Origin of the sequence: Pseudoalteromonas sp. APAL1 (assembly GCF_021532475.1) — a bacterium.
Lineage (GTDB): Bacteria > Pseudomonadota > Gammaproteobacteria > Enterobacterales > Alteromonadaceae > Pseudoalteromonas > Pseudoalteromonas lipolytica_C.
This window is the reverse complement of the sequence record NZ_JAKGAW010000070.1, coordinates 1-15052: the sequence shown is the minus strand read 5'-3', so window position 1 is coordinate 15052 and position 15052 is coordinate 1. Positions and strand designations below refer to the sequence as shown.

The window sequence follows — 15052 nt, the reverse complement described above, 5'->3', positions numbered from 1 at the left end:
TCTGAGCCATGATCAAACTCTTCAATTAAAAGTTTTTTGAAACCGAAGTTTCGTGCTCAATGAATTCTGTATAAATTGACTATATAGTCACTCATAAGAAATTGAGACTCTAAATTTGTTTGCGTCACTTAGTAAACTAAGCTTCGCTGTTAGAACTCAATCTGTACGAGTGCCCACACAGATGATTGCTTTATATTGTTAAAGAACGTTGCGACGTTGTCGCTAGGGATGCGTATAATACATCCTTAATTTTTCGAGTCAACACTTAATTTCAAACTTTCTTTCGATAATTTGAAACCCAAGTTTCACTTAACTCTCTGCCACGTTGTTCAGCGTCTTTCGTTGCTGCCCGCCGTGTCAGTGGGGTCGCATTATAGGGAGATGGATTTTTTACGCAAGCACTTTTTTCAATAAAATTTAAAAAAACGTACTGTTCGCTCAGCTTTTGAACTAAACCCCCTAAAACTGGGTGTTTTGCAGTCAATTTAGGCCTGTTTTGGTGTATTTATCTTCTTCGCTGTTACACTAGACTGAGCGCATTTTAAAATTAAAAGGTGAATTTATGACTATACGTTCTTATAAAGGGATCACTCCGACATACGATAATAGTGTTTATATTGATGAGTCATCAGTTTTAGTCGGTGATATTACGCTTGGTAAAGATTCAAGTGTATGGCCTCTTGTTGCTGCGCGAGGTGATGTTAACTATATACGTATTGGTGAACGTACGAACATTCAAGACAGCAGTGTTTTACATTTAACTCGTGCCTCTAAGTCAAACCCCGATGGTTACCCGCTTATTATTGGTGATGATGTCACTGTTGGTCATAAAGTAATGCTACACGGCTGCCAACTTGGTAATCGTATACTTGTTGGCATGGGTGCAATTGTAATGGACAACGCAGTTGTTGAAGATGATGTGATCATTGGTGGTGGTTCACTGGTACCACCTAATAAGCGTTTAGAGTCAGGTTACCTCTATGTAGGTAGTCCGGTTAAACAGGCTCGCCCTTTAACAGAGCAAGAGCTCGCCTTTTTAAAAATCTCTGCTGATAATTATGTTCAACTTAAAGATGAATACTTAGCTGAGGGCTAAAACACCTCTGTTAATTCGATTTGTCCTGCCGAGTTATACTGCTCATCGTCGATCAGTTGCTCGGCGAGCTCTTCGTAATCGAAACGATAAGATTCAAAGTAATTAACCGCGCTGCTTTGATCGGCAAAATCATACTTGCTGGTATCAATAACACACTCCACCATCAAACCACTTACTTGGGCAAAAAACACCAATTGCTTTTTTTCTGGTTTAAATTCGAGTCGGTCGATAAATTGGATAGCTTGATTCATGCAATTTCTCCTGCTTTTAGCGCGCTAACAACGGGTATGATTTCTGGCATTTTATTGCGCCATACAAAATAAGCTTGTGCCGCTTGACCAACCAGCATGCCACAACCATCGAGTGTTAGACATGCCGAGTTAATAGACTTAACCCAACTAATAAATGCAGTATCATCATTCGCATAAAACATATCGTAAGCACACTGACACTTAGCAACGTACTCTTCTGCTATACCTGGCAAGTCTCCCGTTACACTACTTGAAGTAGAATTAATAACCACATCATAGTTGTTTGCTGGGATATCATTTAAACCAAAGCCCTGCACATCTATTTCACCATTAAAATGACTCGCTAGCGCCTGCGCCTTTTCAGCGGTACGGTTTGCTATTGTTAAGCTTTTGATTTGCTCATTCAATAATGGCTGAATGACACCGCGCGCCGCACCACCTGCTCCAATGAGCAGTACTCGCTGACCTTTTAAGGTGACATTATTGGCTAAAAGGTCTTTAACAAGCCCTACACCATCTGTGTTATCGCCAAGTAGGCTACCATCTTCGAGTTGCTTAATAGTGTTGACTGCCCCAGCAATTTTCGCTTGCTCTGTGAGTTCATCGACCATGACAAACGCCTGCTCTTTAAATGGCAATGTAACATTAGCCCCTTTACCACCGGCAGCGAAAAACTCAGCGACAGTTTTTTCAAATGCATCTGTTGGTGCTAAAATGGCGCTGTATTGTATTTGCTCGTTTAATGATGCAGCAAATTGTGCGTGTATTGCGGGTGATTTCGAATGTTTGATTGGATTTCCAAAAACCGCGTATTTATCCATAGTGAAGCAACCTCTTCGCCCTGTTGAGCTTTATTAATATTATGATTAAACGACTTTTTTCTAAATCGAAACCAACGCCTGAAACGCCTACCCCAGAGAAAACACCTTACGAAATTATTGGCGGTGAAGCAGGCGCTCGAGCAATTGCAAACCGATTTTACGACATAATGGCCACAGATGAATACGCCAAACCATTATATGATATGCATCCTCAACCTTTAGATAGAATTCGCCAAGTATTCTTTGAGTTTTTATCGGGCTGGCTGGGCGGCCCGGACCTATTCGTTGAAAAATATGGTCACCCAATGCTCAGAAAGCGTCACATGCCTTTCCCTATTGATCAAGACTTACGTGACCAATGGATGCATTGTATGAATAAAACGCTCGATATCGAAATTGATAACCCACTACTTCGCGAAGGGTTAAGACAATCGTTATCGCAACTCGCCAGCCATATGATTAATCAAAATTAACTAAGCTTTGCGCTATATCAATGTACGCTTTTTCTAAATAAAGATAATAAAATTTCCTTAATTTAGAAAAAGCGTCGTTGAATGAAGTCTATCCAATTTAAAATTTATGCCTTGCTGGCTGTAACCGGGCTATTGGTTTTATTTGCCAGTATATTTAGTAGCGCCCAGCAACAACATGAATTAGCACAAGATACTGTTGAAAATAACATAAAGCTGCTTGCCGATAATTACTTTGACTCCATTAATACCATGATGCTGACTGGCACTATGGCTAACCGCGAAATTCTGAGTACTAAATTAAGAAGCCACCCTAATATTGAAGATGCCCATATCATACGTAGTCCGATCGTTAATAAAATTTATGGCCCCGGTAATGCAAACCAAGTAGCTGTGAATGATGCTGAGCGTCAAGCATTAACAGGCAATGAAGCACTTTTTATTGACCAAGATACAAGCACGATGACTTACCTTAAACCGATGTTTGCCAGAAGTGACTATAAAGGTACTAACTGTTTGGGGTGTCACCAAGCACAAGAAGGTGATGTATTAGGTGTAGTAAAAATTAGTTATTCGTTGGCTGATATTGAACAAGAAGTTTCAAAAAACACGTTAATGAACACGCTGCTATTAACGGCGATTTTCATTACTGCATTTACACTGCTGGCGGTGATGTTTAGAAAAATATTTATCAAACGCTTAAAAGTCATTAGCCATACCATGCATTTGGCAACGACCAATAAAGATCTAAGCCTAAAAATTGATGACAACAATAACGACGAGCTTAGTTCACTTGCCACCAGCTTTAATCACATGATTGGTGCATTTAAAGATAATATTGCCCAAGTTTCCCACTCTTCTAAGGTGTTGATCCACTCTGCCGAAAGCATTTATGCCTCCGCGGATGCAACAGAGCAGGCGATTTTAAAGCAAAAGCAAGGTACAGACTCAGTAGCAGCTGCCATTAATGAGCTCGAAAGCTCATCAAGCGAAGTTAAAAATACGACACATTTTGCGTCTGAGAAGTCTGAGCACAGTAATCAGCTTGCACAGCAAAGCTTACACGTTGCTGAGCATACAGAGCAAAGTATTAATCAACTTGCGGCTGATGTGAGAGCGGCAGCTGATCAAGTAACTCAACTACAAACCCAAACGCTAGACGTTGGCAAAGTACTTGAGGTGATCAGTAGTATTGCCGAACAAACTAACTTACTTGCACTTAATGCTGCGATTGAGGCGGCTCGTGCTGGTGAAGCTGGCCGTGGCTTTGCTGTGGTAGCTGACGAAGTGCGCACTCTTGCAACTCGCACTCATGACTCTACGGATGAAATTCGCCGCACTATCGACAAACTGCAAAGTGAAGCTGCGCAAACCGTTAATACGATGAATAACTCTTGTGAAGAAGCTGACGAGAGAGCAGTTCAAGTTAAGCAGGTTGCAAAAGCATTACGTGATATTTCTTCACAAATGAGCGAGATAAACCAACTTAACGTACAAATTGCTGATGCCACTGAACAGCAAAACCTTGCAGCTGAAGAAATTAACCAAAGCGTTATTGCAATCAGTGATAATGCCGAGCATTCATTGGTTGATGCGCATGAAAACCAAAAGGTCAGTGAAGAGCTGTTGTCGTTAGCACGCTCACTGGATGAACAAGTGAGACGCTTTAAATTAAGCTAAATTGCGAGTTTTTCATGCAACTGCTAGAGTTGTTATGAATATTTCATAGTAAATAAGGATGTTTAAATGAAATTTATAACAACTCTTTTAGTCTGCATTGGGGTTATTGCGGCACTACTGTTTACCTATCAGCACAGCGTAAACGATTCCTCAGTTCAAATAAGCACTATTGATGAATATATTTATCATGATGATATTCAACAGATTGCTCAATCACTGCTTAGCCAGGGTAAAACATCACTAAGTGATAAACATGAACAAAGCATTGTTGATGGTTTTGAAAAGCTTATTCAGCATCCTGAGTATTATGAAGTAAAACTCGACTTTTATGCCTGTGATATAAACCAATGTCTAACGCAAATCAGTGCTCCCATCAATACTCCTAAAGAAGAGTTAGAGATTTTAAAAGCTGAGGTGTTATTTAGCGTATTACCAGAGCTGCCGAGTAGCGAACGGGTCGTCACCCTCGTCGAAGGTGACAACACAATGTTGATTAGAGTGGTTTCAATATTTGATTAAAGCTGCCACTGACGTGCAACTAGGTCTGACTCTTGCGTATTTAACCAATCTTGTGGGCGTAAATAGTACTGATACAGCTTAGCCTCAGGGCTGTCTGCAGCTGGCACATAGTTATATTCCCAACGTGCCAATGGTGGCATCGACATTAAGATAGACTCAGTACGTCCACCTGTTTGTAAGCCAAATAATGTTCCGCGGTCCCAAACAAGGTTAAACTCAACATAACGACCACGACGATACAGTTGGAAGTCGCGTTGTTGCTCAGTTGTTGGTGTGTCTTTGCGGCGTTCAATAATGGGTAGGTAAGCATCTAAATAACCATTTCCTACCGCTTGCATAAAGGCAAAGCTTTGCTCAAAGCCAAGCTCATTTAAATCATCAAAGAATAAGCCACCAACACCACGAGTTTCACCACGGTGTTTTAAATAAAAGTAATCATCACACCACGTTTTATATTTGTCGTAAACCTCTGTACCAAATGGCTGACATAAATCGCTTGCCACCTGATGCCAGTGTTGTACATCTTCAAATACAGGGTAATAAGGGGTTAAATCAAAACCGCCACCAAACCACCAAATTGGCTCTTCGCCTTCTTTTTCGGCAATGAAGAATCGTACGTTAGCATGGCTAGTCGGAATATGAGGGTTATTAGGGTGGATCACTAATGACACACCACACGCATGAAAACTACGACCAGCGAGCTCAGGACGATGTGCTGTTGCAGAGGCTGGCATTGAAGCACCAAACACATGCGAATAGTTTACCCCGCCCTGTTCAATGACATTGCCACCTTGGATAACACGAGTACGGCCACCACCGCCTTCTGCACGTTGCCAATTATCTTCAACAAACTTTGCTTTGCCATCGGCACTTTCAAGGCCCTGACAAATTGTGTCTTGTAAGGCCATTAAATAGGTTTTAACTTGTTCGAGTAGCTCGCTTTGCATGTTTATCCTCTAAATACTTTGCCGGTCGCTGCGTCTTTGATCACGCTTGGTTGAGTGTTACCGCCGAGGGGCTCATCTACGTAGAAGTCAACCATATCAGTAAACTCTGCTTTTGCCTGTTCAATACTCATAACTGTAGGCTGGCCAGTTAAATTTGCACTTGTAGAAACAAGCGGTTTACCAAATTGTTGGCACAGGGCTTTTACTGTTGGATGATCAGTTACACGTACCGCAATAGTATCAAACTGACCTGTTAACCACTTTGGCGTTTCTTTTGCTGCTGGCATCACCCAGGTAATCGCACCTGGCCATTGCGAGAATATATCTGCACGCTTATCCATTGGGATTTTGGCATCATCAACATACTTTAATAACTGACCATAGTTATCAGCAATTAAAATTAAGCCTTTTTCAACTGGGCGCTGTTTAATAGCTAATAGCTTTTCAACCGCAGCTTGATCATCAGGATCGCAACCAAGACCAAATACAGCTTCGGTTGGATATACAATTACACCGCCTTGTTGTAAAGCATCAATAGCACTGGCAGGTTGTGCAACAGGTTCAGACAACGGAACTCTCCTCAATATGCGAATAACAAGTGTATTAAGATTCAACTAACTTATGCATACACGACTTCTGCGGGCATTGTAGCACAACACCTGAGGCAGTTTTCTTTTCAGTCATAATTGGCCATTGGCAAGCTGGGCAAGGCTTTGCAACGGGTTTATGATTTAATGTGTATTTACAGCGTGGATAGCAATCACAAGAATAAAAGGTTTTGCCAAACTTATTACTACGCGCAACGAGTTGGCCTTTTTTACACTTTGGGCATGCTGGCAATACTGGTGCATCATCGGGCTCTTCATCATGAGCAATATAATGACAATCTGGATAGCCTGTGCAGCCTATAAACATGCCATAGCGACCATTTTTAATTACCAATGGCTTACCACACTCAGGACAGGCACTGTCTTCAAGGACTTTTATCTGTTGGCTATCATGATGTGCTAATGGGCGAATGTAGTCACACTTTGGGTAACTGGCACAGCCTAAAAACGGTCCTGACTTTGAGTTGCGCATAACCAACTCAGAACCGCATTTAGGGCAAACCTCATACTCTTTTTCTAATGCATGTTTATCTGCAGAAAAAAGAGAATGGTCGATTTTACTCATAAGATTCCTGTGGGGTTGGCTAATTTTCGCCTAATATACCCAAACTCAACAAAGATACAAGCAAAGTCTACTCAGTGTAAGACGTCTGCTGGTTCGTCAAATATTAAGTCTTCCATTTGCGCATAAGCTTGCTCTGAACCTGGCACATTAAATAGCACCATTAACACTACCCACTTTAGATCTTCCAAAGAGATGTATGGCTTATCTAGAGCGCAAAGTCTATCAATGACCATTTCTCGAGTAACGGTGTTGATCACACCAATTTGCTCTATAAACATTAAAAATCCACGACACTCAACGCTCAGCATTTGACACTCACTATCAGTGTAAATACGCATTGCATGCTGCGGCTGTGCATTTAGATACGGATATATATCACTTTGTTGCAGATCAGCTAGCTGCTCTAACCAATCAAGTGCTTTGTAAATTTCGGGCTTATTAAAACCTGCACGAACTAACTCATCAGTAAGCTCGTTCTCTTCTGTAAAGATTTCAGCTTCGCTATGAATGTAGTTTTCAAAAAGATACATGAGGATGTCAAACATATTTATGTCCTCCAAGTCTTATATAACCGTCTAGCACTCGCTCAACTTTATCGGCAAGTTCTAGGTCAAGCAACCGAGCTTGTACTTCATCGACTGGTAATTGGCTACGCTGCGTTATTTGATCAACGCTTGTGACCTCATACCCGATACTGTTGAAGACAGGACAGTTAGGCTCATTTGCACTAGGCTGTTCTATACTATATAGACTGTTTTCACAGAAAAAGCTCACTTCATCAAGAATATCACTTATATTTTCTGTGAGTTTAGCTCCTTGCTTAATCAAAAAGTGGCTCGCTTCAGACAAAGGACTTTTAATTGATCCCGGTACTGCAAAGACTTCTTTATTTTGCTCTAACGCATAGCGTACGGTAACAAGTGAACCACTTTTTATCTGCGCCTCTACTATAAGTACACCTAAAGAAAGGCCGGAGATAATACGGTTTCGACGTGGAAAATTAGTAGCACTAGCTGCCGTGCCAGGTAAGAACTCCGACACTAATAAACCACGTTCAGCCACCTGTTTAATCAACAATTTATTTCGTTTGGGGTAGGCAATATCAATTCCTGTTCCAAGCACAGCAATTGTGTTGCCGGTACCAGCTAATGCACCTTTATGCGCCGCACTATCAATACCCATAGCCATTCCAGAGGTAATTGTCATGCCAGCCAGTGAAAGTTGATGAGCAAACTCTGCGGCTATTTCAAGGCCTATTGGTGTAGCATTACGGCTACCAACAATAGCTATTTGCGGTGACAGCAGTAGATCCGTGTTACCTAAGCAAAACAGTAATAAAGGTGCACTCGCTATTTGTTTAAGTAACGGCGGATAATCGTCATCAAAGTAACTCACAACCTTAATTTGCAACTGCTCAATTTGTGTTTCATGGTGAGCCACTAACTGCCAGTCAGTATTTACTAAATTATCAGCTTGCGCCTGCGATAAACCAAGCTGCTGTAACTGTAGGCTAGTGAGTGAAAATAACTCACCAAGCGGATGCTTTTGACTTAATGCTATAAGGCTTTTGATCCCTAGGCCTTTACATAAATAAAAGGCAAGCCAATGGGATAGCTTGCCTGAAACCTGTACCATGCTCCCTCCTTAGAGCCTCCAGATTGTGAGTTAGTTTAGAACTGCATAATCCCCAACTCGAATTGGATGCTGGTTTTTTACTATTAATGCGTAGCTAACGTTGTCATATACTTTAAACACCATTAACTCACCCACTTTTTCCTTTGGCATATGCCATACATTACTGTCTTCATCGCTTTCAATACCAAAAAACTCATTTGTATCTGAAATTAGTTTTTCAAGACTACTAGAGTCTTCGCGATAACGTGGCCCCTCTCGACCATCAAAAACTTCTGGTGATTGGCGCTGAATATCTAGCACAAAACCCGGTTCAACTTTATCGGCGCCCAAGTTTAGAACCACAATATCCATGGTACTAAATTCACGCAACTCATTGGCTGACGCGATAATCGTGCCATTCATTGTGGTATCTGGGCGTTTCATAGTGAAGTATGCAGGTAACATTTGCCCTTCCATTGCGGGCATCAAGAAATCGTGTGGTTTTATTTCTTGTTTAACTAACTCAACTTTAACTGAGGCAGGCACACCATTAGCAACATCTCCACTTCTGAATGCGCGTACAATAGCAACTAACTCAGCTTTGTGTGCCAAAACGTCTTTAGATTCAGGATCAACCAACTTATCACCTTGGCGGTACACACCATATGCCTCGTTAAGATGCAGATCGCCTTTAACATATAAAACATGCCCCATGGTGTTCATTTTTGTATTGACGCTAGCACCAAGCACATATGGCTGTTCGGCGATACCATCTGTACTAATAGCTTGCTGATAAGTGAGGTATGGACGCAACAACTCAAGCGGTAATGTAGGGACGGCTTGCTTACCTTTCGGCGTAATTCGCCCTTCAGGAGACAGCTTTTTATAGCGTGCATTTTTAACCAAACGAGGATTACCATCTTTATCGTAAATTAAAGAAAGCGCATCTCCCGGATAAATAAGGTGAGGATTCGCGATTTGCGGATTCATTTGCCACAAATCAGGCCATTGCCATGGCTGGTCAAGATACACACCTGAAATATCCCAAAGTGTATCACCTTTCTTTACAATATATTGTTTTGGAGCGTCTTTTTTGATCGTTAACACATCAGCAGCTGCTGGAAAAGCACAGCTAATGGCTAGCAAAGCCGCAACTAGTGAGTATCTCATTTGGCTTCCTTGAGTTGTTTTTTGATTATTATCAACCAAAACCTGTTAAAGGTGAACACGAATGGCTAAAATAAAAGCATACAATACCCTAAATGAATCACAAGTGTAAAAGGTAACTATGGCTAGGTTAGAAGTTTTGAGATTTCCGGATGAGCGTTTACGTACAATCGCGAAAGAAGTACCAGAAGTAAACGATGAAGTTCGTCAAATTGTCAAAGACATGCTTGAAACAATGTATGACGAAAACGGTATCGGCTTAGCTGCAACGCAAGTAGATATCCACCAGCGAATTGTGGTGATCGATGTATCAGAAGAGCGCGACCAACCGTTAGTATTAATTAACCCAGAAATCACCAAGAAAGATGGCTCAACGGTAAGTGAAGAAGGCTGTTTGTCAGTGCCTTATTCATATGCAAAAGTTGACCGCGCAGAAACAGTAACTGTAAAAGCGCTAAATGAAAATGGTGAAGAGTTCAGCCTAGATGCTGACGAGCTATTAGCTATTTGTATTCAGCATGAGCTTGATCACCTTAAAGGCACCCTATTTATTGATTATCTATCGCCTTTAAAGCGCCAACGTATCCGTAAAAAGCTTGAAAAAGAAGCAAAGCTGGCTGCAAAACAATAAGTTAATCAATAGGAATTTCTGTGACACAACCATTACGCATTATTTTTGCTGGTACGCCAGATTTTGCTGCGCGCCATTTACAAGCATTGATCGACTCAGAGCACGACGTTGTTGGTGTTTATAGCCAACCTGATCGCCCTGCAGGCCGCGGTAAAAAGCTTAAAGCCAGTGAAGTTAAAGAGCTAGCACTTGCTCATAACTTACCTGTATTTCAACCGCAATCGTTAAAATCAGCTGAAGCGCTTGCAGAGCTTACAAGCCTAAACGCAGACATCATGATTGTGGTGGCATACGGCTTATTATTACCAAAAGCTATTTTAGACGCGCCACGCTTAGGCTGTTTAAATGTGCATGGTTCTATTTTACCGCGCTGGCGTGGTGCAGCACCGATTCAACGTGCTATTTGGGCTGGCGATAATGAAACCGGTGTAACAATAATGCAAATGGATGAAGGCTTAGATACCGGCGATATGCTGCACATCAGCCGCTGCCCGATTGATAGCACAGAAACCAGTAGCTCTTTATACGATAAATTAGCTGCACTGGGTCCTGATGCACTGATCAGTACAATCAATCGTCTTGCTGCGGGTGAAATCACAGCAGAAAAGCAAGATGACGCACAGGCAAATTACGCCAAGAAGCTTTCAAAAGACGAAGCTAATATTGATTGGTCAATGGATGCTGCGCAAATTGAGCGTAATATCCGTGCCTTTAACCCTTGGCCAGTTTGCTTTACCGAAATGGCTGGGCAAACAGTTAAGATTTGGCAAGCTGAAGTGGTAACGCAAAGTGCACAGGCAGGTAAAATCATCGCTGCTGATAAACAAGGCATTACTGTAGCCTGCGGGCAAGATGCACTTAAAATCACCCTTCTTCAACCGCAAGGTAAAAAGCCAATGGCAGTGAGCGATTTCTTAAATGGCCGCAGTGATTGGGTTGAACCGGGTACAACATTAGGCCAAAACAATGAGTAATGTAAGAGCACTCGCTGCTGAGACTCTCTATAACGTAGTTGATAAAGGTGCATCATTAAATCAAGAGCTACCTTTTGCCAGCCAAGGTTTATCGCCTAAAGACAAGGCCCTTTTACAACAAATTTGCTACGGAGTGCTGCGCTATTTACCTAGTTTAGAGAATTATTGCCAGCAACTTTTAGATCAACCCTTAAAAGGTAAACGCCGTATTTTCCAGTTCTTGTTGTATGTGGGTATTTACCAACTTCAACATATGCGTGTGCCGCCTCATGCGGCTATTAGCGAAACAGTAAATGCACTTCAGCAAATGCGCGCACTGGGTTTAAAAGGCCTGATCAACGCGATTTTACGTAGTTTCCAACGTGAACAAGCAGAGCTTGAAGAAAAAGCGCAGCAAATTCCTGTTTGCAAATTTAACCACCCAGGTTGGTTTATCAAACAACTAACTGCGGCTTACCCTGACAACTGGCAAGAGATCCTTGAAGCCAACCAACAACAAGCACCTATGTGGTTACGTGTAAACCAAGCGCAATACAGCACTCAAGAATACAGCGAGATGCTTAAAGCCAATGATATTGAGCACACCTTAAATCCTGACTTTCCTGATGGAATTAAACTCGCAAAACCGTGTGATGTATACGCACTGCCAGAATTTGATACCGGTGCCTGCTCAGTGCAAGATGCGGCAGCTCAGTTAGCGGCACGTTTTCTTGAGCCACAAAATGATGATGTTATTTTAGATGCGTGCGCGGCCCCAGGTGGCAAAACCTGCCATATTCTAGAGCTTGCCGATGCCGACGTATTAGCACTTGATAGCGATAGCGAACGTCTTGAACGCGTTAAACAAAATCTTGTACGCATTGGTTTAACTGCCGATCTACAATGTGCTGATGCTTCACAACCACATATTTGGTGGGATGAGCAGCAATTCGATCGTATATTACTTGATGTGCCTTGCTCAGCAACAGGTGTTATTCGTCGTCATCCTGATATTAAGTGGTTACGACGCGCATCTGATATTGAAGATCTGGCAAATTTACAAGGCGATATCCTCAATAGCATCTGGCCACTACTTAAGCCTGGTGGTACGTTAGTTTACGCGACCTGCTCTGTATTACCGCAAGAGAACCAGCAACAAGTTGCTAAGTTCCTTGCTAATAATCAAAGTGCTGAACATGTACCTCTGCATGAAAACGACACCCCTACTTTACCTGGTCTGCAATTATTGCCTGGTGAAAGTGACGGTTTCTACTATGCAAAGCTAGTTAAAAAACACTAATAAGAACACGCTATGAAAATAATCATACTCGGTGCCGGACAAGTTGGTGGCACATTGGCAGAAAACCTCGTTGGTGAGCAAAATGAGATCACCGTTGTCGATATCGACGGTAACCGTTTGCGAGAGTTACAAGATAAGTACGACTTACAAGGTGTTACTGGCCACAGTGCGCATCCCGATGTATTGCGCCGTGCAGGTGCAGAAGACGCCGATATGATTATTGCCGTAACCAGTTCTGACGAAGTGAACATGGTCGCTTGCCAAGTCGCTTATAGTATTTTTAACACCCCAACCAAAATAGCCCGAATTCGCTCAGAGCAATACTTAAAGTATCGCGAAAAGCTATTCCATAACGATGACTTACCTGTTGATCACTATATTGCGCCTGAAGCGTTGGTTACTAAGTATATTCGTCGCTTAATCGATTATCCGGGCGCTTTACAGGTATTACAATTTGCCGATGGCATGTTATCGCTAGTTGCGGTGAAAGCGTATTACGGCGGTTTACTGGTTGGTTATGCTCTTTCAGCCTTGAAAGAACACATTCCGAATGTCGAAACTCGCGTAGCGGCTATTTATCGTCAAGGTAAAGCAATTAAACCGCTTGGCACAACCGTTATCGAAGCGGACGATGAAGTGTTCTTTATCGCTGCAACCAAGCATATTCGAGCGGTAATGAATGAGCTGCAAAAGCTCGAACGTTCATACAAAAAGATCATGATTGCCGGTGGTGGTAACATCGGTGCAGGACTTGCTCGTTCACTCGAGAAAAATCACAGTGTTAAATTACTTGAGCGGAATAAAGAGCGAGCTGCGCAGTTATCCGAAATGCTTGATAACACCGTGGTGTTTTGTGGCGATGCCTCTGATCAAGAGCTGTTATCCGAAGAACATATCGAGCAGGTTGATGTGTTCATTGCGGTAACTAACGACGATGAAGCAAACATTATGTCTGCGATGCTGGCAAAGCGTATGGGCGCACAAAAGACCATGGTGCTTATTCAGCGTGGTGCTTATGTCGACTTAGTACAAGGTGGTGAAATTGATATTGCTATTTCGCCTCAGCAAGCAACCATCTCGGCGCTGCTAACACACGTTCGTCGTGGTGACATCGTTAATGTTTATTCATTGCGTAAAGGCGCAGCAGAAGCCATTGAAGCGGTTGCTCATGGTGATGAGCATACTTCTAAAGTTGTTGGCCGCGCAATTGCTGATATTAAACTACCCGCAGGTACGACTATTGGCGCAATAGTACGTAACGACGACGTACTGATTGCCCATGACGATACGGTTATTCAGTCTGGTGACCACGTAATCATGTTCTTGATTGATAAAAAGCACATTACGGTTGTTGAAAAGCTGTTCCAAGTAAGTGCTATCTTCTTGTAAGTAAAAGCTTATAAACGAAAAAAGCAGCCATCACAGCTGCTTTACGACTCTTGAAGTGAAAGTACCTAACTTTTCTAAAAGATTCTATTGGATTTGAGCGAACTCTTCTTTTGATAGTTCGCCATTACCATCGCTGTCTAGCTCTGGGAATAACTTTTCAAGCTGTGTATTTGCAGATGCTTCTTCTTTACTGATCACACCATCGCCGTCAGTATCAAATGTTGCAAAGCTTACGCCCTGTGCAAAAGCTGCTGATGATGTTGCTAATGCTAAAATTGCGATTGTTGTGCTTAACTGTTTCATAATAACTACCTCAAAATTTGAAAAGAGTGAAATCCGTTTCTGAGATCCCTGTTTAGTGGAAACTGGTATTACTGCGTATTAGTTCAGTTATTCGGCTTTAGAAAACTCTGCTTCAGTAAGAACGCCGTCGCCATCAACATCTAATGTTTTGAACTGCGACATGATGTTTGCATCAACGGCCGCTTCGCTTTGGCTGATCACGCCGTTACCGTCTACATCTAAGGTATCAAAGTCTGTTGCTGCAAATGCTGCCGATGAAGATACAAGTGCAATAAGTGCTAAGGTTTTATTAACTGTTTTCATAATCATATTCCTTCAATATTAAGTGTTAGCTGATCGCACTTCCGGTATTGTCCTTTTTCATGGATTCCCTTATCCATTTAGGCTGTCTTTGGCAGCACAGAACTGATCAGCTAAGTAAACTGTTATTTAATTGCATTAAGCTTTTGAGAACTCTTGTTTCGATAACTCGCCGTTACCGTCAGTGTCTAGTTCACTGAATTTGCTCATTAACTCTGCATCAACAGACGCTTCGCTTTGGCTGATTACACCATCGCCATCAACGTCTAGGGTATCGAAATCACTCATCGCAAATGCTGCTGATGAAGATACTAGTACTTCATCACACAAGTTCTGACTAGTTGAGGGCACCATAAGCCCTCTCAAGTTTTTCACGAGCTGATTCAACATTAAATAGCCAGTTTATACTTGTTCTTTCTTTATTCCTGCTCCATTCCC

General features: G+C 42.1%; 19 protein-coding genes. 8 read left to right on the top strand and 11 right to left on the bottom strand.

All coding sequences use genetic code 11. From position 1 onward, the window contains the following. Positions 1-562 precede the first annotated feature (562 nt). Entirely contained in the window at positions 563-1096 is a 534-nt protein-coding gene (locus tag L1264_RS20270) for a gamma carbonic anhydrase family protein (RefSeq protein ID WP_199526976.1), read from the top strand. Here the strand turns inward: L1264_RS20270 and L1264_RS20265 are convergent. Together L1264_RS20265 and aroE are read right to left on the bottom strand one after the other, a co-directional pair. Then, positions 1093-1347, bottom strand: coding sequence for a DUF1488 domain-containing protein (locus L1264_RS20265; RefSeq protein ID WP_138556859.1), 255 nt, complete (start codon positions 1345-1347; stop codon positions 1093-1095). The genes L1264_RS20270 and L1264_RS20265 overlap by 4 nt on opposite strands. After that, positions 1344-2168: a shikimate dehydrogenase gene (gene aroE, locus L1264_RS20260; protein WP_199526975.1), complete on the bottom strand. Its 825-nt coding sequence runs from the start codon at positions 2166-2168 to the stop codon at positions 1344-1346. Before aroE ends, L1264_RS20265 begins: the two co-directional genes overlap by 4 nt. Before the next feature lie 41 nt (positions 2169-2209). Between aroE and L1264_RS20255 the strand changes: the two genes are divergently transcribed. The 3 genes from L1264_RS20255 to L1264_RS20245 all read left to right on the top strand — a co-directional run bounded on the left by L1264_RS20255 (position 2210) and on the right by L1264_RS20245 (position 4837). Beyond that, positions 2210-2641, top strand: a complete 432-nt coding sequence (locus L1264_RS20255; RefSeq protein ID WP_054554758.1) for a group II truncated hemoglobin — start codon at positions 2210-2212, stop codon at positions 2639-2641. A gap of 81 nt (positions 2642-2722) precedes the next feature. Beyond that, complete coding sequence (locus L1264_RS20250) at positions 2723-4318, top strand: methyl-accepting chemotaxis protein (RefSeq protein WP_135923109.1); 1596 nt, start codon at positions 2723-2725, stop codon at positions 4316-4318. Between the two features lie 66 nt (positions 4319-4384). After that, positions 4385-4837 carry a hypothetical protein gene (locus L1264_RS20245; RefSeq protein WP_199526974.1) on the top strand — a complete coding sequence of 151 codons (453 nt, stop codon included), beginning with the start codon at positions 4385-4387 and terminating at the stop codon, positions 4835-4837. Here the strand turns inward: L1264_RS20245 and hemF are convergent. The 6 genes from hemF to L1264_RS20215 form a co-directional block, all read right to left on the bottom strand. Further along, positions 4834-5784 carry an oxygen-dependent coproporphyrinogen oxidase gene (gene hemF / locus L1264_RS20240; protein WP_135923108.1) on the bottom strand — a complete coding sequence of 317 codons (951 nt, stop codon included), beginning with the start codon at positions 5782-5784 and terminating at the stop codon, positions 4834-4836. The two genes, L1264_RS20245 and hemF, sit on opposite strands and share 4 nt — an antisense overlap. 2 nt (positions 5785-5786) lie before the next feature. Beyond that, entirely contained in the window at positions 5787-6353 is a 567-nt protein-coding gene (locus L1264_RS20235) for an L-threonylcarbamoyladenylate synthase (RefSeq protein WP_135923107.1), read from the bottom strand. Positions 6354-6387: 34 nt separating this feature from the next. Next, a complete protein-coding gene (locus L1264_RS20230) occupies positions 6388-6957 on the bottom strand; it encodes a DNA topoisomerase family protein (RefSeq protein ID WP_135923106.1) in 570 nt (189 codons plus the stop codon). 71 nt (positions 6958-7028) lie between these two features. Next, on the bottom strand, positions 7029-7502 hold the full coding sequence (locus tag L1264_RS20225) for a DUF494 family protein (protein ID WP_130050108.1): 474 nt from the start codon (positions 7500-7502) through the stop codon (positions 7029-7031). Next, entirely contained in the window at positions 7495-8592 is a 1098-nt protein-coding gene (gene dprA / locus L1264_RS20220) for a DNA-processing protein DprA (RefSeq protein WP_135923105.1), read from the bottom strand. Before dprA ends, L1264_RS20225 begins: the two co-directional genes overlap by 8 nt. Before the next feature lie 30 nt (positions 8593-8622). After that, the gene (locus L1264_RS20215; protein ID WP_135923104.1) at positions 8623-9741 is read right to left on the bottom strand and encodes a LysM peptidoglycan-binding domain-containing protein; all 1119 of its coding nucleotides are present in this window, start codon (positions 9739-9741) and stop codon (positions 8623-8625) included. Positions 9742-9859: 118 nt separating this feature from the next. Here L1264_RS20215 and def point away from each other — a divergent pair, with 118 nt between their 5' ends. Genes def through trkA form a run of 4 tightly spaced genes read left to right on the top strand, consistent with a single transcriptional unit; the run spans position 9860 to position 14011 of the window. Beyond that, positions 9860-10369 (top strand): peptide deformylase, encoded by a 510-nt coding sequence (gene def, locus L1264_RS20210; protein WP_135923103.1) that lies wholly within the window; start codon positions 9860-9862, stop codon positions 10367-10369. Positions 10370-10389: 20 nt separating this feature from the next. Continuing rightward, complete coding sequence (fmt, locus tag L1264_RS20205; protein ID WP_199526973.1) at positions 10390-11343, top strand: methionyl-tRNA formyltransferase; 954 nt, start codon at positions 10390-10392, stop codon at positions 11341-11343. Next, complete coding sequence (rsmB, locus tag L1264_RS20200) at positions 11336-12622, top strand: 16S rRNA (cytosine(967)-C(5))-methyltransferase RsmB (RefSeq protein ID WP_135923101.1); 1287 nt, start codon at positions 11336-11338, stop codon at positions 12620-12622. Before fmt ends, rsmB begins: the two co-directional genes overlap by 8 nt. A gap of 12 nt (positions 12623-12634) precedes the next feature. Continuing rightward, a complete protein-coding gene (trkA, locus tag L1264_RS20195) occupies positions 12635-14011 on the top strand; it encodes a Trk system potassium transporter TrkA (RefSeq protein ID WP_054563775.1) in 1377 nt (458 codons plus the stop codon). An 84-nt stretch (positions 14012-14095) separates the two neighbouring features. Here the strand turns inward: trkA and L1264_RS20190 are convergent, their stop codons facing one another. The 3 genes from L1264_RS20190 to L1264_RS20180 all read right to left on the bottom strand — a co-directional run bounded on the left by L1264_RS20190 (position 14096) and on the right by L1264_RS20180 (position 14968). Continuing rightward, positions 14096-14314 carry an EF-hand domain-containing protein gene (locus tag L1264_RS20190; RefSeq protein ID WP_135923100.1) on the bottom strand — a complete coding sequence of 73 codons (219 nt, stop codon included), beginning with the start codon at positions 14312-14314 and terminating at the stop codon, positions 14096-14098. Between the two features lie 87 nt (positions 14315-14401). Next, positions 14402-14617 (bottom strand): EF-hand domain-containing protein, encoded by a 216-nt coding sequence (locus L1264_RS20185; protein ID WP_199526972.1) that lies wholly within the window; start codon positions 14615-14617, stop codon positions 14402-14404. Between the two features lie 135 nt (positions 14618-14752). Further along, positions 14753-14968: a calmodulin gene (locus tag L1264_RS20180; protein WP_235404494.1), complete on the bottom strand. Its 216-nt coding sequence runs from the start codon at positions 14966-14968 to the stop codon at positions 14753-14755. Between the last annotated feature and the right edge of the window lie 84 nt (positions 14969-15052).